General features: G+C 73.2%; 17 protein-coding genes and 1 riboswitch. All 17 genes read right to left on the bottom strand.

Annotated features, from left to right (window positions below; genetic code table 11):
- Positions 1–2 precede the first annotated feature (2 nt).
- Entirely contained in the window at positions 3–590 is a 588-nt protein-coding gene (locus E0L93_RS14530; protein WP_132692800.1) for a precorrin-8X methylmutase, read from the bottom strand.
- On the bottom strand, positions 587–787 hold the full coding sequence (locus E0L93_RS14525; protein ID WP_132692799.1) for a 4Fe-4S dicluster domain-containing protein: 201 nt from the start codon (positions 785–787) through the stop codon (positions 587–589). The genes E0L93_RS14530 and E0L93_RS14525 overlap by 4 nt, the downstream gene beginning before the upstream one ends.
- Positions 784–2469, bottom strand: a complete 1686-nt coding sequence (gene cobJ, locus E0L93_RS14520) for a precorrin-3B C(17)-methyltransferase (protein ID WP_132692798.1) — start codon at positions 2467–2469, stop codon at positions 784–786. Before cobJ ends, E0L93_RS14525 begins: the two co-directional genes overlap by 4 nt.
- On the bottom strand, positions 2463–3665 hold the full coding sequence (gene cbiE, locus E0L93_RS14515) for a precorrin-6y C5,15-methyltransferase (decarboxylating) subunit CbiE (RefSeq protein ID WP_243638256.1): 1203 nt from the start codon (positions 3663–3665) through the stop codon (positions 2463–2465). Before cbiE ends, cobJ begins: the two co-directional genes overlap by 7 nt.
- Positions 3662–4831 carry a cobalt-precorrin-5B (C(1))-methyltransferase gene (locus tag E0L93_RS14510; protein ID WP_132692797.1) on the bottom strand — a complete coding sequence of 390 codons (1170 nt, stop codon included), beginning with the start codon at positions 4829–4831 and terminating at the stop codon, positions 3662–3664. The genes cbiE and E0L93_RS14510 overlap by 4 nt, the downstream gene beginning before the upstream one ends.
- Positions 4818–5600, bottom strand: a complete 783-nt coding sequence (gene cobM, locus E0L93_RS14505; RefSeq protein ID WP_132692796.1) for a precorrin-4 C(11)-methyltransferase — start codon at positions 5598–5600, stop codon at positions 4818–4820. Before cobM ends, E0L93_RS14510 begins: the two co-directional genes overlap by 14 nt.
- Positions 5590–6303: a precorrin-2 C(20)-methyltransferase gene (gene cobI, locus E0L93_RS14500; protein WP_132692795.1), complete on the bottom strand. Its 714-nt coding sequence runs from the start codon at positions 6301–6303 to the stop codon at positions 5590–5592. The genes cobM and cobI overlap by 11 nt, the downstream gene beginning before the upstream one ends.
- The gene (locus E0L93_RS14495) at positions 6300–7652 is read right to left on the bottom strand and encodes a cobyrinic acid a,c-diamide synthase CobB (protein ID WP_132692794.1); all 1353 of its coding nucleotides are present in this window, start codon (positions 7650–7652) and stop codon (positions 6300–6302) included. The genes cobI and E0L93_RS14495 overlap by 4 nt, the downstream gene beginning before the upstream one ends.
- Positions 7646–8218, bottom strand: a complete 573-nt coding sequence (gene cobO, locus E0L93_RS14490) for a cob(I)yrinic acid a,c-diamide adenosyltransferase (protein WP_132692793.1) — start codon at positions 8216–8218, stop codon at positions 7646–7648. Before cobO ends, E0L93_RS14495 begins: the two co-directional genes overlap by 7 nt.
- Complete coding sequence (locus E0L93_RS14485; protein WP_132692792.1) at positions 8215–10125, bottom strand: putative cobaltochelatase; 1911 nt, start codon at positions 10123–10125, stop codon at positions 8215–8217. Before E0L93_RS14485 ends, cobO begins: the two co-directional genes overlap by 4 nt.
- Positions 10122–13853 (bottom strand): cobaltochelatase subunit CobN, encoded by a 3732-nt coding sequence (cobN, locus tag E0L93_RS14480; RefSeq protein ID WP_207890535.1) that lies wholly within the window; start codon positions 13851–13853, stop codon positions 10122–10124. Before cobN ends, E0L93_RS14485 begins: the two co-directional genes overlap by 4 nt.
- Complete coding sequence (locus E0L93_RS14475) at positions 13838–15379, bottom strand: cobyric acid synthase (protein ID WP_132692791.1); 1542 nt, start codon at positions 15377–15379, stop codon at positions 13838–13840. The genes cobN and E0L93_RS14475 overlap by 16 nt, the downstream gene beginning before the upstream one ends.
- Positions 15376–16068 (bottom strand): CbtA family protein, encoded by a 693-nt coding sequence (locus E0L93_RS14470; protein WP_132692790.1) that lies wholly within the window; start codon positions 16066–16068, stop codon positions 15376–15378. Before E0L93_RS14470 ends, E0L93_RS14475 begins: the two co-directional genes overlap by 4 nt.
- A gap of 21 nt (positions 16069–16089) precedes the next feature.
- The gene (locus E0L93_RS14465) at positions 16090–16284 is read right to left on the bottom strand and encodes a CbtB-domain containing protein (protein WP_132692789.1); all 195 of its coding nucleotides are present in this window, start codon (positions 16282–16284) and stop codon (positions 16090–16092) included.
- A 34-nt stretch (positions 16285–16318) separates the two neighbouring features.
- A riboswitch (cobalamin riboswitch) is annotated at positions 16319–16501 on the bottom strand.
- Between the two features lie 29 nt (positions 16502–16530).
- A complete protein-coding gene (locus E0L93_RS14460) occupies positions 16531–17718 on the bottom strand; it encodes a M20 metallopeptidase family protein (RefSeq protein ID WP_207890534.1) in 1188 nt (395 codons plus the stop codon).
- 138 nt (positions 17719–17856) lie between these two features.
- Positions 17857–18603: a selenium cofactor biosynthesis protein YqeC gene (gene yqeC, locus E0L93_RS14455; protein ID WP_165874398.1), complete on the bottom strand. Its 747-nt coding sequence runs from the start codon at positions 18601–18603 to the stop codon at positions 17857–17859.
- An 11-nt stretch (positions 18604–18614) separates the two neighbouring features.
- Positions 18615–19145: a LutC/YkgG family protein gene (locus tag E0L93_RS14450; RefSeq protein WP_243638260.1), complete on the bottom strand. Its 531-nt coding sequence runs from the start codon at positions 19143–19145 to the stop codon at positions 18615–18617.
- Positions 19146–19262: the final 117 nt, after the last annotated feature.

Here is a 19262-nt window from a genome sequence, read left to right as displayed (position 1 = left end):
TACTAATCCTCCTTCCGATAGTACAGCAAGGCGTTCAGCGCTGCGGCGGCGACCGCCGAGCCCCCTTTCGGGCCGCGGTTGGCGAGGGCGGGCAGGCCGCTCGCAAGTAGCGCCCGTTTAGCCTCAGAAGCTCCCACGAATCCCACCGGCAGCCCGATGACCAGAGCGGGCCGGACTTCGAGCCGCAGGAGCTCGAAGAGTGCGGTGGGGGCGTTGCCCACAACCCAGACCGCTCCGGGCCCGGTCGTGGCGGCGGCGAGGCGGAAGCCGGCGGCCGAGCGCGTGGTGCCGGATCTTTTGGCGAGAGCCCGGGCGCGGGGATCGGCCACGAAGCAGAGCGTTCGGCGGGATGTAATAGCCGATGCGACGGTCTGGACGTCGGCCACGATGGGCGCTCCCCGGTGCAGGGCGTCGAGGCCGCCGCGCAGGGCGTCCTCGTTCAGGACCAGGTCGCGGGCGTACTCCAGGTCCGCCGAGGCGTGGATCACGCGCTCGGTCACGGCGCGCGCGAGGGGGGGGAGGTGGGAGAGGTCCACGAGCTCGCGCAGTATCCTGTAGCTCTCGCGCTCTATGGGGTGCGCCTCCCTCAATCCTCCTCCCCGGAGATCTCGACGCAGGCCCCGGCCGGACACACCTCGGCGCACTCGGCGCAGGCCGTGCAGCGTTCCTCCAGCACCACCAGCGGCGCGGGGTGGTCCTCCGGGGCGGGCCGGATCGCCCGCTCCGGGCACGTGATCAGGCAGGCTCCGCAGCCCGCGCACAGCTCCGTGACGGCGAAGACCCTCATCCTTCGTACCCCCTCGGCGTGACCATCCGGCCCGCCACCACGCGCGTCCGGGAGCTGCCGACGATCACGATCGAGCGCATACCGACCTCCTCCACCGGCAGGGAGGCCAAATCCGTCAGGGTTACCCGCTCTTCCGGCCGGTAGGCATCGGTGACGATCCCTACCGGCGTCTCGGGGTCGCGGTGCGCAAGCAGCAGCCGGCGCACCTCCGCGAGCTGCCGGTCGCGGCCCTTCGAGCGCGGGTTGTAGAGCGAGATCACGAAGTCCCCCCGGGCGGCGCAGAGAATCCGCTCCCGGATCGTCTCCCAGGGGGTCAGCAGGTCCGAGAGGCTGATGGAGCAGTGGTCGTGGCCCAGCGGCGATCCCAGCAGGGCGGCCGCGGCCTGGGCGGCGGTGATGCCCGGGACGACCGTGACCTCCACCTCTCCTCTCTCCCGCTCCAGCGCCGGGGAGGCCATGCCGTACACCCCCGCATCGCCGCCGCTCACCAGCGCGGCGCTGCCGCCGGCCCGGGCCTCCGCCAGCGCCAACTCGGCCCTCTGCAGCTCCTGGCCCAGCGGCGGGGTGAGAACGCGGGTCCCCGGCCGCAGCAGGTGCCGGACGCGCCGCACGTACTGCTCCAGCCCCACCACCACCTCCGCTCTGGCGAGCGCGTTTCGGGCGAGCGGGGGGATGAGGCTCTCGTCTCCCGGTCCCAGCCCGATCAGGTACAGCCTCCCCCGCACCGGCAGCCGCCCGAGCGCGACCGTGGCGTTCTGCGACTTCCGTTTCTGCAGGACGAGGCGGGCCCCGGAGGCCAGGACCGCGGCCTCGGCCACGCTCGGGGTCCCGACGGCCCGCCGGACCTCCTCGGAGGGGTTGGGGACCTCCAGTCCGGCCAGCTCCTCCGCCGGGTAGAACCGGAGCGGCACCTCCAGAGCCTCCGCCGCCCGCAGGAGACCCTCCTCCCCGGCCTTCAGATCCACCGTGGCGAGCGCCGCGAGGCTCCGCGGCGAGAGCCCGGCCTCCGCGAGCGAGCGTTCCAGCAGCTTTAGGATCTCCTCCGCCCCCGCTCCGCGGCTTGAGCCCACGCCCGCGAGCAGGGTGGGAGGGCGGTAGACGGCCGCCGGGCGCGGGACCGGGACGGTCCGGTCGGAGATGAGGATCAGGGGCGGCTCCAGCTCCCCGGAGGGCGCCACGTTCTCCGGCAGCGGGCCCAGCGGCCACCGCCGGTCGCAAACCAGGTTGACGCGCTCCCCGGAGAGAAGCGCCGCGCCCACCGCGGCCAGATCCGAGTCCTCCTCAAGCCGGAAGCCCAGCTCCCGGCCCAGAGCGTCCAGGCCGGGGAGGTTCAGGGCGTCGCTCGCCGTGGTGATGACGGGCTCGGCCCCCAGGGTCGCGGCCACCCGCCGGGCCAGGGCGTTGGCCCCGCCGCCGTGCCCGCCGGCCAGCGGAACCGCGAAGCGCCCGGCGTCATCCACGCAGACCACGCCGGGATCGGTGCGCTTGTCCCGGAGCAGGGGGGCGAGCAGGCGCACCGCCGCCCCCGCCGCGAGGAAGAGGACTATTCCCCCGCACTCCTCCCAGGCCCGGGGCAGGGCCTCCTTCGGCCCTCCCTCGTAGAGCCGGGCGTCCTCCCAGGCGGCGGCGAGGTGAGAGGCCAGCCGGCGGCCGTTCGCAGTCGCGGCGACGAGCCCTAGCACGGCCGCCTCCCGCACACCACGAAGGTCGGGTTCTCCGCCGCCAGGCGGTGCCATGCGCCCACCCCGCGCAGCCGGGCGGTCTGCATCAGCGCCGTCTCCACCTCCAGCCCGCATTCTGCCAGGATCTCGCCGGCCGGGACCACCCGCTCCAGCGAGATGAGGGTCAGCACGACCGAGCGGCGGGCGCGCGCGGCGCTCGTCCTCAGGATCTCCTCGAAGGCGCCACCCGTGCCCCCCACGAAGACCGCATCGGGCTCCGGCAGATGGCTCAGCGCCTCCGGGGCCTCGCCTTCCACCACCTGCAGGCAGACCCCGTGGCGGGCGGCGTTCTGCCGGATGCGGGCGGCGCTCGCCCCCTCCCGCTCTACGGCGACGGCCGCGGCCCCGAGCCGGGCGCACTCCACCGCCACGGACCCGCTGCCCGCGCCGACGTCCCAGACGAGGTCTCCCACCCGCGGGCCGAGCCGGGCCAGCACGAGGGCCCGCACCTCGGAGCGCGTGATCATGCCCGCCCGGTGCTCGAACTCTTCTTCTGGGAGCGCCCACCCGCCGCCCGGCGGCCGGGGCCAGGCCCAGCCCTTCTGTGTCGCGGGCCGCCGCCCGTCCAGGACCAGCACCACGTTCGGGTCGCGCCACTCTTCGCCCGCCAGCGCCGCCGCGTCGCCGCAGAAGAGGCGCTCATCCGGCTCTCCCAGCCGCTCGGCGACCAGGAAGATGCGCTCAAGGCCGGCCAGCTCCCGGCCGAGCTCCGCCGGTCCGAAGCCCGGGGCGGTGAGCACCGCTACCTTGGGGTGCGCCCGGCAGGCGTTCAGGGCCCGGCGGGGCTCCCGGCCGTGGGCGCTGACCACCAGCGCGTCGTCCCAGGGGAGTCCGGCGCGCGCGAAGGCAAGCGCGACGGAGGAGACGCCCGGGATCACGCACAAACGCTCCCGTCCGAAGCGCTCCGAGAGCAGCCGCACGATACCGAAGAAGCCCGGATCGCCGGAGGCCAGAACGGCTACCGGCCCTTCGGAGGACTCCAGCTTCGCCAGCGCCTCCGAGAGGTCGCCCCGCAGCTCCACCGAACGGGAGGGGTCGACGCCCGCGGCCTCCAGGTGCCGCCGCCCGCCGGCCACGAGCGCCGCCTCCTTCAGCGCACTCCGGGCCTCCTCCCGGAGCGGCGAGCCGTCCAGCCCGATGACCGAGATCCGGCTCAAGAAGGGTCCCTCCAGGCGGTTAGCTCCAGAGCGCCCGGGCTGGCTCCTGCGGGCTCCAGCGTGTCGAAGTCCACCATGATGGCGTGGATCTCCAGCCGCCCCTCGACGAACTCGGTAAGGCTCTCCGCCGCCAGGGTGCAGAGGATGTGCGGGGCCCGCTCCAGCCCCGCGGCCCGCCACAGCTCGTAGGCGTGGCGGGCGGTGTTGGCCCCGCGCACCTCCTCCACCAGGCCGGGCGGACCCCCGGCCTGGCGCGTGATCCCGGCCAGAAGCTCGTTGTCCACCTTCGAGCGGGTCCAGTGGGTCATCATGACCCCGGCGGCGAGCTTGGTCAGCTTGCCCGCCATCCCGACGAAGAAGCCGCGCCGGAGGCCCTGCTTCGCGGCCCGCTTCAGGGCGTAGCCGGTGAAGTCCCCGACCTCGATGAAGCAGACCTCCTCCAGATCGGGCAGCAGGCGCATCGCGGCCCTCTCCGTAAGCCCGCCGGTGCTGAGGACGAAGGTCTTTATGCCCTGGGCGGCCATCACGTCCACGGCCTGCCCCACGCTGGCCCGCCAGGCGGCGGTGGAGAAGGGCCGGACGATGCCGGTCGTGCCCAGGATGGAGATGCCGCCCAGAATCCCCAGGCGGGCGTTGGTGGTCTTCTCGGCCATCTTCTCGCCGCCCGGCACGCTTATCTCGACCAGCAGGCCCCGCTCCTCCGGGTCCAGGACCTCGGCGACGGAGTAGGAGATCATTTTCCGCGGCACCGGGTTTATGGCGGGTGCCCCCACCTGAAGCCCCAGCCCGGGCCGGGTTACCACGCCCACTCCTTCGCCCCGCTCCAGCGCGAGTCCCGGCTCGTCCCGCCAGGAGACCCGGGCGGTGAGGTGCGCCCCGTCGGTCACGTCCGGGTCGTCCCCGGCGTCCTTGACCACTACGGCCTCGGCCCAGCCCTCGCCCAGCTCGCACCGTTCGACCGCGAACTCGACCCGCCGCTCCTCTCCCTTGCGCGGGAGCCGCACGTCCACCCGCTCCTGCACTTCGCCGGTGAGCAGCGCGCGGGCGGCGGCCTTGGCGGCTGCTGCGGCGCAGGTCCCGGTGGTCCAGCCGGTGCGCAGCCTCTTGCCCCGCACGCGCTGCATGCTGGGCGGCATGGAGGGCTCCCGGACCTTACGCCGGTCCATCGCCCCCCTTTTCGGCCCGCCGGTAGCTGTGGCTGAAGTGGGGGCTGTAGAGGTGCGAGCGGGTGCCTCCAGCACCGAGGGCGGGACCGACCAGTATGAGCGCCGTCCTGGTGATCCCGGCCTCCCGGATGCTCCGGGCCAGCTCCTTAAGCCGGCAGCGGATCACGGCCTCGTCCGGCCAGCTCGCCCGGTAGACGACCGCGCAGGGCGTGTCGGGGCCGTAGCCGCCCTCCAGCAGCTCCCGCTGCAGCTCCCGCGGCCGCGCCGCCGAGAGGAAGATGGCCATCGTGGTCCCGTGCGCGGCGAAGCCCGCTATGCTCTCGCCCTCCGGCATCGGGGTCCGGTGCGCCCGCCGGGTCAGGATCACCGACTGCGAGATCTCCGGCACCGTCAGCTCCCTCCCCAGAGCCGCCGCCGCGGCCCCCAACGAGGAGACGCCGGGCACCATCTCCCATTCCAGCCCCAGCTCTTCGCAGAGCTCTATCTGCTCCTGCACGGCCCCGTAGAGGCCGGGGTCGCCGGAGTGCACCCGGGCGACCGCCAGCCCCTCGCGCGCGGCGCGCGCGTAGATCCCGCGCATCCGCTCCAGCGGGAGGCCGCTGGACTCCACGATCTCGGCCCCCGGCCGGACGTGGCGCAGAACCTCCCGGTTGACCAGGCTCGCCGCCCACACCACCACGTCGGCCTCCGAGAGGACGCGCGCCCCCCGGAGGGTCAGCAGGTCCTCCGCGCCCGGCCCGGCCCCGACGAACCACACCTTACCGCTCACGGCCGCCTCCGGAGGTGAATATGACGGTGGAGAGGTAGGGACCCTCCCGCCCCGCCATCTCCCGGGCCGGCCGGATCTCCTCCCCCGGCAAGCCCAGCCGCGCGCCGTAGACGGCGTCCTGCAGGCGGCCCGCCGCCCGGGCGACCTCCAGCACCTCTGCCAGACGCCCGCCGCCCTTGTAGCAGATCACGCTCTCGAAGCCCTCCAGCGCCTCCCGCAGCCGCTCTCTTCCGGCGGTGAAGGGCAGCAGGGCCAGCCGCTCCTCCCCCTCGACCAGCACCGTCCCGCTCCTGGAGGCCAGATCCTGCATCGCCGTCACACCGGGTACGGTCTGCACCCGGGCTTCGGGCAGAACCTGCCTCAACCGCCGGGCCAGGTAGGTGAACGTGGAGTAGAAGTTCGGGTCGCCGAGCGTCGCGAAGGCGTATGCCCCGCCCCGCTCCAGCGCCCCGGCCGCCTCGCGCGCGGCGCGCTCCCAGTTGAGGCGGCGCGCTGCGGCGTCTCCGGAGAGGGCGAAGACGAGGCGCCGGATCCGCTCCGGCGGCACGTGGTGGCGCACGATGGCCTCGGCCCGGCCCGCCTCGCCCGCATCCCCGACCGGGACGAAGACCGCGCGCGCCTCCCGCAGCGCCCTGAGGCCCTTGAGCGTGATGAGCTCCGGATCGCCGGGCCCGACGCCGACCCCGATCAAGATCCCGCTCACACCCGCACCCCCGCGGCCGCGCGCACCAGGCGCCGGGGGAGCTCCGGGAAGGCCGCCCAGTGGGTGTGCAGGTAGCTCGCGTGCACCCCGCCGGAGACGAAGCCCTCGGCGCGCCCGGTCTCCGGAAACTCCCAGGCCGGGCGCGCGCCGCAGCCGGGCTCGACGGCGGAGTAGTGGAACTCGTGACCGCGCACCTGCCCGCCCGCCGCGGCCAGGACCGAAGGCGTTGCGGCCCGGGCCTCCCGGTAGCCCAGGGTGAGGCGCTCCGTCATCCGGGCCCGGGCCTCCAGGACGCCGCACATCGCCGCCCCGTCCAGCTCCCGGCAGAGGTAGAGCAGCCCGCCGCACTCGGCCACCACGGGACGCCCGCCGCAAGCGAACTTGCGCACCTCCCGCTTCAGGGGCTCGTTCGCCGCCAGCTCGCCGGCGTAGGTCTCGGGGAACCCGCCGCCCAGGTAGAGGGCGTCCGCACCCTCCGGGAGGGCGGTATCGAGGGTGGGGTCGAAGCGCAGGACCTCGGCTCCTGCCGCCTCCATGAGCTCCAGGTTCTCCGGGTAGAGGAAGCTGAAGGCCGCCCCCCCGGCGACCGCGACCCGCGCCGGAGGCCCCGCCTCCAGAGCCTCCCCCGGCTCCCAGGCCTCCGCGCGCAGCGGCCCGGCGGAGCGGGCCAGACGCAGCGCGCCCTCCAGGTCCAGCTCCCGGCGGACGATCTCCCCCAGCGCGGCCGTGGCCCGGCGGGCCTCCTCCGGGCGCTCCGCCACCGGCACCAGCCCCAGGTGTCGGTCGGGGGCGGAGATCCCCGGCTCCCGCCGCAGCGCGCCCAGGACGGGTATCCCGAGCGGGGCGAGCGCCTCCCGGAGCATCCTCTCGTGCCCCGCCGAGCCCACCCGGTTCAGCACCACCCCTGCGACCCGCAGCTCCCGGTCGAAGGTGGCGTAGCCGTGGACCACCGCCGCCGCCGAGCGGGCCATCGCCCCGGCGTCCACCACCAAGAGCACCGGGGCCCCAAGCAGCTTCGCCACCTGGGCCGTGGAGGCCAGCTCCCCGCCGCCGCTCTTCCCGTCGAACAGGCCCATGACCCCCTCGATCACGGCGACGTCCGCCCCCCGGGCCCCGTGCATGAAGAGGGGGGCCACAAGCTCCTCCCCGCTGAGGAAGGCGTCCAGGTTGCGGCCGGGCCTCCCGGTAGCCAGAGCGTGGTAGGAGGGGTCTATGAAGTCCGGGCCGGCCTTGAACGGGGCCACGCGCAGCCCGCGGGCGGCGAGGGCGGCCATCAGGCCGGTCGCCACGGTCGTCTTCCCGACCCCGGAGTGGGTGCCCGCCACGACCACGCGGGGGACGCTCACCACTCTATCCCCTTCTGTCCCCGGTAGCCCTCGTCGAGGGGGTGCTTGACCTTCCGCACCTCGCTTACCAGGTCCGCGGCCTCGATGAGCTCCGGCGGCGCGTCGCGGCCGGTTATGATGACGTGCTGGAAGCCGGGCCTGTTCTTCAGCACCTCGACCACCTCTCCCGTCTCCACCCAGCCGAACTTCATCGGGTAGGTGAACTCGTCCAGGATCAGCATGTCGTAGGTCTCCGCCTCTAAGCGCCGCTTGACCTCCTCCCAGCCTTCCCGGGCCAGATCCGCGGAGTGCTCGATGTCCCGGACGGTCCACGTCCAGCCGTCGCCCATCTTGAACCAGTCGATGTTGCCTAAAGCTCCGGCCGCCTTCTGCTCGCCCACCTTCCACTTGCCGCTCTTCACGAACTGGTAGACCCCGATACGGTAGCCGCGGGCCCAGCCGCGCAGCATGATGCCGAACGCCGCCGTGGACTTGCCCTTGCCGTGCCCCGTGTTGACGATCAGGAGCGGCCGCTCCCTCCGGGACCTCTGCCGCAGCCTCTCTTCCCGCGGCGGGCGCGCCTCGCTCACGCCGGCCTCCTCTCCCTCACCGCCCGGGCCAGGGGAGAGGCGGCCAGCTCCTCCAGCCGCAGGCACCGCCCGCCCAGGGCCTCTGCCAGCTCGCACGCCAGCCCGAGCCGCAGCGCACCCTCCTCCGTGTCCACGACCACCGAGGCCACGCCCGCGGCGGCCAGCTTCGCAGCCGGCTGGCGCGGGTCCGGGCCGGAGGTCGCCCGGCCGTCGGTGAGCACGACCAGGAGCGGCCGGCGGTCCGGGTCCCGCAGCCGCTCCAGCCGGAGCACCTCCGCCGCCTTCTCGAGCCCCGCTGCGAGCGGGGTGCGGCCCCCGGTGGGGAGCTCTTCTAGGCGGGAGGCGGCCAGCTCGACGCTGGAGGTGGGGGGCAGGAGCAGCCGGGCCTCCTCGCCCCTGAACGCCACCAGGCCCACCCGGTCCCGCCGCTGGTAGGCGTCGGCGAGCAGCGAGAGCGCGGCCCCCTTGACGGCGGACATGCGGCGGCGGGCGGCCATCGAGCCGCTGGCGTCCACCACGAAGAGGATCAAATTCCCTTCCCGGCCCTCGCGTACCTTCTCCCGCAGATCCTCCGGCTTCAGGATGATCCCGGGCCCCTTGCGGCCCCGCCGTTCTTGGTGGGGAGCCGCGGCCCGCACGGTGGCCGCCGGCGCGAGGTCCCGCGGCCTCTCCGCCGGGCGGGAGCCTACGGGGTGCCCGCCCTCTCCGAGAGACCGGCTCCTGCGCCCCCAGGGACCGCCCGCGCCCTTCTCCGGCACCTCCAGCCGGACCGGCCGGAAGGGACGGGAGGCGGAGTAGCTCCGCTCGCCTCCCCCGGTGCGGCTCTCGGAGGGCTCTCCGGCGGAGCTCTGCGGGCGGCCGCCCCCGGACGGTCCCCCTCCGCTGCCGTCCGGGGGGTCGTCTTCGGGGAGGGCCGCCTCTATCTCCTCCGGCTCGAGGCCCGGCTGCTCGAAGGGGCCGCGCCGGCGGCGGTGAGAGAGGGCCATGAGCGCCGCCTGGCGCACGTGCTCCGGGGCGACCTCCCGCACGCCCTCCCAGGCGGCCAGCGCCCGGGCGGTTCTGGCGGTCACTATATCCCCGCGCAGGCCGTCCACCCCGAGTCCGGCGCAGAGGGCGGCTATGCGGTGCAGGGTCTCCTCCGGGAGGCTTACGTGCTGCAGCTCTTCGCGCGCCTCCCGCACCCGCCGGGCCAGCTCCGCCTCTGGGGCTGACCACTCCCGCGCGAAGTCCGCAGGGGCCGCCTCGTAGCGCAGGCGGCGGCGGACGATCTCCGAGCGCTCGGCGGGGTCCGGGCTGCCGGCGGTCTCCACGGCGAGGCCGAAGCGGTCCAAAAGCTGGGGCCTCAGCTCGCCCTCCTCCGGGTTCATCGTGCCGACCAGGATGAAGCGGGAGGGGTGCCGGACGCTCACGCCCTCCCGCTCTACGTGGTTCACGCCCATCGCCGCGACGTCCAGCAGCAGGTCCACCAGCCCGTCGGGCAGCAGGTTCACCTCGTCCACGTACAGTATGCCGCGGTGAGATTCCGCCAGCAACCCGGGCTCGAAGGCCCGCTCGCCCTCGGCGAGCGCCCGCTCCAGGTCCAGCGTGCCCGCAAGCCGGTCCGGGGTCGTCCCGACCGGCAGCTCCACCAGCCGCACCGGGCGGCGCTCCCGGGGAGCGTCCTCCGGATGGGGGCCCGCCGGGCAGTCCGGGTCGGGGTTGTGGGGATCGCAGGAGTACGGGCACCCGCTCACGACCTCCACGGGCGGCAGGAGGGAGGGGAGGGCGCGCACGGCGGTGGACTTCGCGGTCCCCTTCTCGCCCCGGATCAGGACCCCCCCGATCTCCGGGGAGACGGCGTTCAGGAGCAGCGCCAGCTTCAGCTCCTCCTGCCCCACGATGGCCGAGAACGGGTAGGGGTTGTTCATCCGGGCTCCTCCTCCAGCATGCCCTCCAGCTCCAGGTACGTCTGCTTGATCCCTTCCAAATCCTCCGGGGCCGGCTCGGACCACAGGCCGCGATCTGCGGCCTCCAGCAGGCGCTCGGAGATCGCCCGCAGCGCCCAGGGGTTGGACCGCTGCATGAACTCCCTCACCTCCCGGTCGAAGACGTATCTGCGGGTCACCTCGCGGTACATCCAGTCCTCCACCACCCGGGCGGTGGCGTCGTAGCCGAAGAGATAGTCCACGGTCGCCGAGAGCTCGAAGGCCCCCTTGTACCCGTGGCGCTGCATGGCCGAGATCCACTTCGGGTTCGCAACCCGGGAGCGGAAGACGCGCCGGGCCTCCTCGCTCAGATGCCGCGTCCCCACCCGCGAGGGGTCGGCCGAGTCCCCGATATATCCCCTGGGCTCCCGGCCGGTGAGCGCCCGGACGGCGGCGATCATGCCCCCGTGGTACTGGAAGTAGTCGTCGGAGTCGAAGAGGTCGTGCTCGCGGGTGTCCACGTTCTTGACCGCGACCCGGACGCGCCGGAAGCTCCGCTCCAGCTCCTCCCGCGCCTCCGCGCCGTCCAGCCCCTCGCCGTAGGCGTAGCCGCCCCACACGGCGTAGACCTCGGCCAGGTCCGCGTCCGTGCGCCAGTTGCGGGCGTCTATGAGCGGCAGGAGGCCGGCCCCGTAGGCCCCCGGTTTGGAGCCGAAGATGCGGGCCGTAGCCCGCCGGGGGTCCGCCCCGGCCGCCGCGTCCTCGCGGGCGTGCTTGCGGACGAAGTTCATCTCTTCGGGCTCCTCCAGCGCCGCCACCCGCCGGACCGCCCCGTCTATAAGCGAGATGAGGTTCGGGAAGGCGTCCCGGAAGAAGCCGCTGATGCGCACCGTGACGTCTATCCTGGGGCGGCCCAGCTCTTCGAGCGGGATCACCTCCAGCCCCTCCACCCGCCGGGACTCCCGGTTCCAGACCGGCCGCACCCCGAGGAGGGCCAGGATCTCGGATATGTCGTCGCCCTGGGTGCGCATCGCCGCCGTCCCCCAGACCACGATCCCCACGCTCTCCGGGTAGCCGCCCTCTTCCTCCAGGTAGCGCCGCAGCAGGCTCTCTGCCAGCTCCCGCCCCACCTCCCAGGAGAGCTCGGAGGGCAGGGCCTTCGGGTCCACCGAGTAGAAGTTGCGCCCGGTCGGCAGCACGTTGACGAGCCCGCGCGTCGGAGAGCCGGAGGGCCCGGCCGGGACGTACCCGCCCTGAAGGCCCTTGAGCAGGTTCTCGATCTCATCCGGCGTCCGCAGGAGGCGCGGAACCACCTCTTCCGCGGCGAACCGGAGGGAGGAGATCACCCCCTCATCCAACGCCCCCAGCACGACCTCGCACACCTCCGGGACTGCCCCGGCGTCCCAGCCGTGCCGGGCCAGCTCCTCGAGCAGCGCCCGGGAGGCGTCCTCCAGCCGGTCCAGCAGGTCCGAGGCGGTCGCCGCCGGGCCGGGGAAGCGGGAGACCAGCCCCTCCGGAGCGCTGACCCGGGCGCCGCCGTCCTGCGCGAGACCCCTCTCCTCCAGGCCGAACGCCGCGGCGACCGCCCGCCGCAGGCCCGGCACCTCCCCGGCCCCCAGGCGCATTATCTGGGCCACGAGATCCCGCAGCGCCTCCCCGGCGGGGGGCTCGCCCAGCACGTGCAGCCCGCCGCGGATGGGGAGGTCTTTGATCTCGCAGAGGTAGCCGTCCAGGTGGTTCAGGAAGTCCGAGAACTCCTCCGGCTGCTCCTCCACGCCCAGGTCCCGGTGCAGCTCGGCCTCGCGCAGGGTCTCCCAGATCCTGACCCGGATCGCGGGCAGCTTCGAGGGGTCCAGCGTCTCTACCTGGTAGTACTCGTCCAGGAGCTGCTCCAGCCGGGCCAGGGTGTCGTAGGTCTCGGCCCGCGTCATGGGCGGGATGAGGTGGTCCAGGATGACGGCGTGCGCCCGCCGCTTGGCCTGCGTGCCCTCGCCCGGGTCGTTGACCACGAACGGGTAGAAGAGCGGCAGGTCCCGCAGCGCCGCGTCCGGGGCGCAGGCGCCTGAGAGACCGAGCCCCTTGCCCGGAAGCCACTCCAGCGTCCCGTGCTTGCCCAGGTGGACTACGGCGTCCGCTCCGAACTCCTCGGCGAGCCACCAGTAGGCGGCGAGATAGTGGTGGGTGGGGGGTAGGTCAGGGTCGTGGTAGATGGCGACCGGGTTCTCCCCGAAGCCCCGCGGCGGCTGGATGCCGACGAAGACGTTGCCGGACGTGATCCCGGCCACCACGAGCGCCCCGCTCTCGACGTAGAGCTCGCCGGGCGGCGGCCCCCAGTGCTCCTCCACGGCGGCGCGTAGCTCCTCCGGAAGCCGGGCGAACCACTCCGCGTAGCGCCCGGCTTCCAGCCGCCCGGCGGCGCTTCTGAGCTGCTCTTCTGTCAGGAACTCCGGGTCGTGCCCGCCGGAGGCTATGAGGGCGCGGATCAGGGCGTCGCCTTCCTCCGGAGCCCCGTCGACCCGGTAGCCGGACTCCCTCAGGGCCCGCAGCAGCCGGACGGCGCTCGCCGGGGTGTCCAGGCCCACCGCGTTACCGACCCGCGAGTGCCTGGTCGGGTAGTTGGAGAGCAGGATCGCTACCCGCTTCTCCCGGTTCGGGACGCGCCGGAGGCGGGCGAGCCGGACGGCTATCCCGGCGAGCCGCGCGGTCCGCTCGGGGTCGGGCCGGTAGACCGTGAGCGGGGCGCCCACGCGGGAGCCGCCCTCCAGACGCTCCTTGAACGAGAACGGGACCCCGATGATGCGGCCGTCGAACTCGGGTATCGCCACCTGCATCGCGGTGTCCAGCGGCGAGAGCCCGGCGTCGGAGTCCGCCCAGGCGGCGCGCGGTGAGGTGGCGCAGATCCCCTGCACGACCGGCACGTCCAGCTCCGCCAGCGCCGGGACCTCCCACTCCAGCCAGCCCTCGGGGCTGCCGGCCCGCCGGGCGTCGGCGGCGTTCGATCCTCCTCCGGCGAGCACGGTGACGATCAGGGCGTCCACCAATCCCCGCAGCGCCTCCAGCGCCGGGACCCGCCCGTCGGCGTCCGGGCGCAGCGAGTAGCAGTAGAGGGGCAGGGCGTTCGCCCCCTCGCGCTCCAGCGCCCGGACGAGTCCGTCCACGAACGCGGTGTTCCCGCTCATCCGGTGCGTCCGGTAGAAGACGATCCCCACGGTCGGCTTCGCGGGGTCGTGCCGCGCCCGCAGCGCTTCGAGATCGCCGTCCGCCGGGAGCTCCGGATGGTAGAAGCCCAGCTCCGGCAGGGGGGAGGGGGGCTCGAAGCCGTAGCCCTCCAGCAGCAGCGAGTCGGCCACGAAGCGCAGCAGGTTGGCGACGTTCGCCACCCCGCCGTGCCGCAGGTACTCGAACGCCTCGGCCACGACCCCGGCGGGGGCGGTGGAGGCGGCGGTGAGCTCGGCGTCGGGCTCCGCCTCGCCGCTCAGCGCGATAAGGGGTATATCCAGCTCCTCGCAGCGGCGGCGGAGAGCCTCGAAGCCCTCCCAGCCGCGCCGCCCGCCCAGCAGGCGGGCGATCACGACCCGCGTTCCGGGCAGCGCTTCTTCCAGAAAGCGCCCGGTGTCCTCCAGGCCCGCGGGGTTAGCGCAGCGCACCCCGGGGAAGCCCTCCGGCAGCCGCTCGACGGCCCGGGATGCGGCCAGGATCTCGGTGTCCGCGGTGGTCAGGAAGAGCAGCACGCCGCCTCCTTCCCCTCCGGCGCTCCCGGCGGGATGAACGGCAACCCCTCCGGCGGCCCGTACTCTATCAGGTGCAGGAGGGTTCCGGTGTCCACGTTCCCGGCCACGAGGTCCGCCAGCCGGTCCAGCCGCTCCTCCCGCAGCCCGGCGAACGAGAGGTTCCCCGGGACCCACTCCCGCCCGCGCTCTCCGGCGACCCAGCTCAGGAACGCCCGGCGGAACTCGTCGGACTCGAAGATACCGTGCCAGGAGGTTCCCAAGGTGCTATTAACCCGGCAGCCCTCCGCAGAGCCGTCCCCGGCGACGAAGAGCGGGTCTCCGCCGCGCGGGCTCACCCGGCCGTGGTGGATCTCGTACCCTGCGACCTCCGCGCCGCCGAACTCCGGGGCGCATCCCGCCGGGCGGCCCAGCTTCTTCTCCCGCTCGAAGCGGGTCTCGACCGGCAGGAGCCCGAGGCCCGCAACCTCGCCCCGCCCGCTCTCCACGCCGTCCACTATCCGCTCGCCGAGCATCTGGTAGCCGCCGCAGATGCCCAGGGTGGGCAGCCCGGCGCGCGAGCGCCGCAGCAGCGCCTCGTCCAGCTCGCCGGAGCGCAGCAGCTCCAGGTCCTCCACGGTCGCCTTGGTGCCGGGCAGGATCGCCAGATCCGCGCGCCGGACCTCCGCCGGGGAGCGGGTGAACCGGACGTTCACGCCGGGCTCGGCGGCCAGGGCGTCGAAGTCGGTGAAGTTGCTTATCCACCGCAGCCGGACGACGGCGACCTCCAGGCTATCCCGGCCCGGTGATGAGCCGGCGCGCGGGGCGTCCAGGGCGAGCGAGTCCTCCGCGTCGAGCCAGAGGTCTTGCACCCAGGGCAGGGTCCCCAGCACGGGCCGGCCGGTGAGAGCCCGGATCCGGTCCAGCCCCGGGGCCAGCACCGCCGCATCTCCCCGGAACTTGTTGACGAGGAAGCCCCCGATCATGGCCTGGTCCTCCCGGCTCAGCAGGGCGAGCGTCCCGTAGAGGCTGGCGAACAGCCCGCCCCGGTCTATATCTCCGACGAGCAGGACCGGCAGCCCGGCGGCCCGCGCCAGCCCCATGTTCGCCAGGTCGGCCGCCCGCAGGTTTATCTCGGCCGGGCTTCCGGCCCCCTCGCAGATGACGACCTCGAAGCGGCTTCTCAGATCCTGCAGCGCCTCCAGCACCACCGGCAGAAGCTCGCGCTTCATTCGCTGGTAGCTGCGGGCGCCGGCCTCGCCCCGGACGCGGCCCATCACCACGACCTGCGTGCGCCGCTCGCCGGAGGGCTTGAGCAGGATGGGGTTCATCGCCGCCTCCGGCTCGACGCCCGCCGCTGCGGCCTGCGTGGCCTGGGCGCGCCCGATCTCGGCCCCGTCCCTTGTGACGAAGGAGTTGAGCGCCATGTTCTGCGCCTTGAACGGGGCCACGCGCACGCCCTCGCGGGCGAGCCAGCGGCAGATGCCCGCCACCACCACGCTCTTGCCGGCGTCCGAGCAGGTCCCGCAGACCAGGAGCGCGCCCCTCAAGCCACCCTCCTCTCCGCCCGCCGGGCCAGGAGCCCGAAGAGCACCCCGATCCCGGCCCAGAGCACCCCCTGGGTGCCCAGTACCGAGAGCCGGTAGTCCCAGAGCAGACCGGCCGGAAACTCCCCGGCTGCGGGTACCGCCGGCAGCAGGAAGAAGAGGAGCGCCCAGCAGCCGGCCAAGAACCCCCCGGCCGCCAGGTGCCGGGCCGGGCGGGAGAGGTCGCTCAGCCTCTTGGCGAGCCGCCAGGCGAAGAAGATGGCGAGCGAGGAGAGGATCAGCGCCGCCAGGTAGTAGAGGGTGCGGCTCCCAACACCGACCGCGGGCTCCACGCCCGGCGGGTACGGGGGGTACTTCAGGAACGGCAGCAGGAAGGTTCCTAGGAAGGCGGCCCCGGCGAGGATCAGGCTCCGGCTCCACCCGTCCCGCAGATCCGTCCGGCCGCGGAGGTAAGCAGAGAGCAGCCCGAAGACACCGCCGGCCGCCAGGCCGTACAGGGAGGTGGCCGCTATCAGGCCGGCCTTCTGGGCCGTCCGGCCGAAGGGTTCGGGGTGATGGTGGTGGGCGTGCCGCTCTTCGAGCCGGATCGCCTCCTCAAGGAGCGGCTCCCCGGCCAGGAAGGCGAAAGCGCCCGCCAGCAGCCCGGCCAGCAGCCCCGCCGCCAGACCCGCGCGCAGGTAGACCGAGAACATGTTACGCCTGCCCTTCCCGGATCAGTGGCAGGGAACGCCGAGCATGTGCCGCCCGTCATGGAACAAGGCGTGCAGGTAGTTCTGCGCGTGAGCGGCCTCCCCTAGCAGCGGGACCAGCAGCAGCCCGTTGTCGTACAGGACCGCGAAGGCAAGCAGGAGCAGCCCGGCGAGGGCCGGCCAGATCGCGGCGGGTGCGTCCCCCAGAGTCCTCTGCATGAAAACCTCCTTCGGAGTCCTCGCTCCGGTTTGGGTCTCTGAAGAGCGACGGCCCAGTCTCCTGGCTCCCGGATCTCCGCTCCCCCCGGCCTTCCCACCCCTCTTCAGGGGCAGTGGCGCTCTTCGAGGTTCGCTCCCCGGTTACAGTGGCGGGACCGCGCCGGACTCTCACCGGCTTCCTGGTTCCCGTCGCCCCGGCTGGCGGTCAGAATAGACCGGCGGGCGTCCCGCGTCAACACCGCATCTTCAGGAGAGGCGGTCCAGAGCGAGAGCCGCCAGCAGCGCCGAGCCTTCGAAGAGCACGCTCTCGTCGAAGTCGAAGGTGGGGGTGTGCACGCTGGAAGTATGCTTCTCGTCCCGGATGCCGAGCCAGACGTAGGCTCCCGGCACCTTCTGGAGCATGAAGGCGAAGTCCTCCGCTCCCATCGAGGGACGCTCCGCCTCGATGACCCGCTTCTCTCCGAAGAGCTCTCCGGCTACCCGGAGCGTCCGCGCCGCCGCCTCCGGGTCGTTGACGGTCACCGGGTAGGAGAGCTCGTACTCCAGCCCGGCGTCGCCGCCCAGGCCCGCGGCGACGCCGCGGACCAGCTCCTCGATGCGCCGCGGGATGCGCCGCCGGGTCTCGTCCGCCAGGGTGCGCACGGTGCCGCCGAGGCGCGCCTCCTGCGGGATGACGTTGAAAGCGGTACCGGCGTGTATCTTGCCGACCGTCACCACCACGGAGTCCGCGGGGTCCGTCTCCCGCGAGACCAGGGTCTGCAGCGCGCTCACTATCTGGGCCGAGATGACGACCGGGTCCACCGTCTCGTGCGGCATCGCCCCGTGTCCGCCGCGGCCCCTCACCCGCAGCTCGAAGCCGTCGGCAGCGGCCATGATCGGGCCGGGCTTCGTGGCGACCGTGCCGAGCGGCAGGTCCGGCCACAGGTGCAGCGCGAAGACCGCGGAGAGTCCGTCCAGCGCGCCCTCCTCGACCATCACGCGCCCGCCGCCCTCGCCCTCCTCGGCGGGCTGGAAGAGGAACCTCACCTCGCCCCGGAGCCTCTCGCGCAGCCCGCAGAGCGCGTGCGCCGCTCCGACCAGCATGCTGGTGTGACCGTCGTGACCGCAGGCGTGCATCTTACCCGGAACCTCCGAGGCGAACGGCAGCCCGGTCTCCTCCCGGATCGGGAGGGCGTCCATGTCCGCCCGCAGGCCGACCGCCGGACCGCTCCGCGCGCCCCGCAGCCGGGCTACGAGGCCGTTCTTCGCCACGCCGGTCTCTATCTCCAGCGGCAGGCCGTCCAGCGCCGCCATGACCTTCCGCGCGGTCTTCTCGGTGTCGAAGCCCAGCTCGGGCTCGCGGTGGATGGAGCGCCGCAGCTCCACGATCTTCTCCCCGTGGCGGGTGCGGATCTCATCCCGCAACCCGCCGAACCCCCGCGTCTCTACTGCCAAGCCTGCAACCTCCTCAGTCAAGAACTTATATGCCCTGCTCGGGCGGGCTGCTCTGTGATGCAGGCCGCCTTCTCCGGCAGCTCCGGCCCTCGGGCTGCCTGCGTCCGGTACACACCCGGACCGGACGGCGCTTCGGCCCTACAGCGCCCAGACCCCTACCGGACCCTCCTCCGGCAGGTTCGCGCCGACGACGGTCTCCAGCCCGAGACTACGGAGCTGGCGCGCCACCACCGCGGCGTCGAACATGCTCCGGCCCGGCTCCGTGCCGGTGATGAGCGCCGCCCGGCGCACCCCCTCCGGCGTGTTGCGCAGCGACCCGAGGACCAGCGCCTGGGCGAAGGCTTCGGGCGTGATGGTGTGCCCGGGCCCGATGCCGGTGAGCCCGGAGAAGACCTCGGGCCGGTGCACTACCTCCTCGCTTAGCTCCCGGCCGAGCGCCCGGATCCCGCCCACCGCCACCACCAGCGTCACACCCGCCGGCAGCACAGGCTCGTGTTCGGCCGTTCCCTTGAGCGGCCGGCGGCGCGCCCCGTCGGCCTCGACGAGCGTGACATCCGCGAGCCCGGCCAGCGTCCCTACCGTCTCCGGCGCTACCCCGCCCACCCGCTTTTTGGAGAGGAGCTCGCTCCCGGCCACCGCCGTTCCGGACTCCGCGAGGGCCTCCTTGACACCCCGCACCAGCTCCGCCTCTTCTCCGGAGACGACGAGCGGTCCGATCTTCTCGGCCTCTGAGAGGAACATCTTGGTGGTCGGCGCGGCGATGACGGTCATGCCCGACTTCCGCAGCTCCTGCGCGATCTGGACGATGGCGCTGGACTTGCCGCCGGCACCGGCGAAGGCGACCGTGTCTCCCGCGCGTATCCCCAGTGCCGCAGCGAGCCTCACCCGCTCCTCCCTCACCCCACCAGCACCACGTGCACGTCCCCCGGCCCGTGCACCCCTATGGCCAGCGACTGCTCGATGTCTGCCGAGCGGCTGGGGCCGGTGTGGAAGCAGAGCCCGGAAGGTAGCTCACCCCGCCCGGCGTATGCCCGGATCACATCCGCCACCCCGGAGACCACCCGCCCCGCCGGGACCACGGCGACGTAGGTCGGCGGCAGAAGCGTCACGCTGCGCCCGGCCCCAACGCCGCTGCACACCACCAGACTCCCGGTCTCGGCCACCGCATACTCGGCCGTAGAGAGCCCTATGTCGGCGCGGGCTGCCTGCTCCCTTGCATCCTCCCCCTCCCCCCATACAGATACTCCTACCCCAGCCTCCTTTAGCGGCTCATCTGCCCCAAGCTCCTCCAGGTAGGGCTCATCCCACCTTATAACCAGCTTCGCCCCTACCTCCCGGGCTAAAGAGAGCACGTACTCCCTGGCCTCTTCGAGACTCCCAACCCTTACCCCATGCCCCCCCAGCGCTTCAAGCTCCTCCACAAACATCTGCGGCAACTCCTCAGCCTCAGCACGCCTGAGCTCAGGGCGGTGTTGGTATCCCCTAGAGCTCCACGCCACATCAGGGGAGAGCGTGGGCCTGTAGCCTCCTCTTCCTTCTTCTAG

This window comes from Rubrobacter taiwanensis (assembly GCF_004337705.1).
GTDB lineage: Bacteria > Actinomycetota > Rubrobacteria > Rubrobacterales > Rubrobacteraceae > Rubrobacter_C > Rubrobacter_C taiwanensis.
Note: the sequence above shows the minus strand (reverse complement) of the source record. Positions and strands in the feature narration are given on the sequence as shown.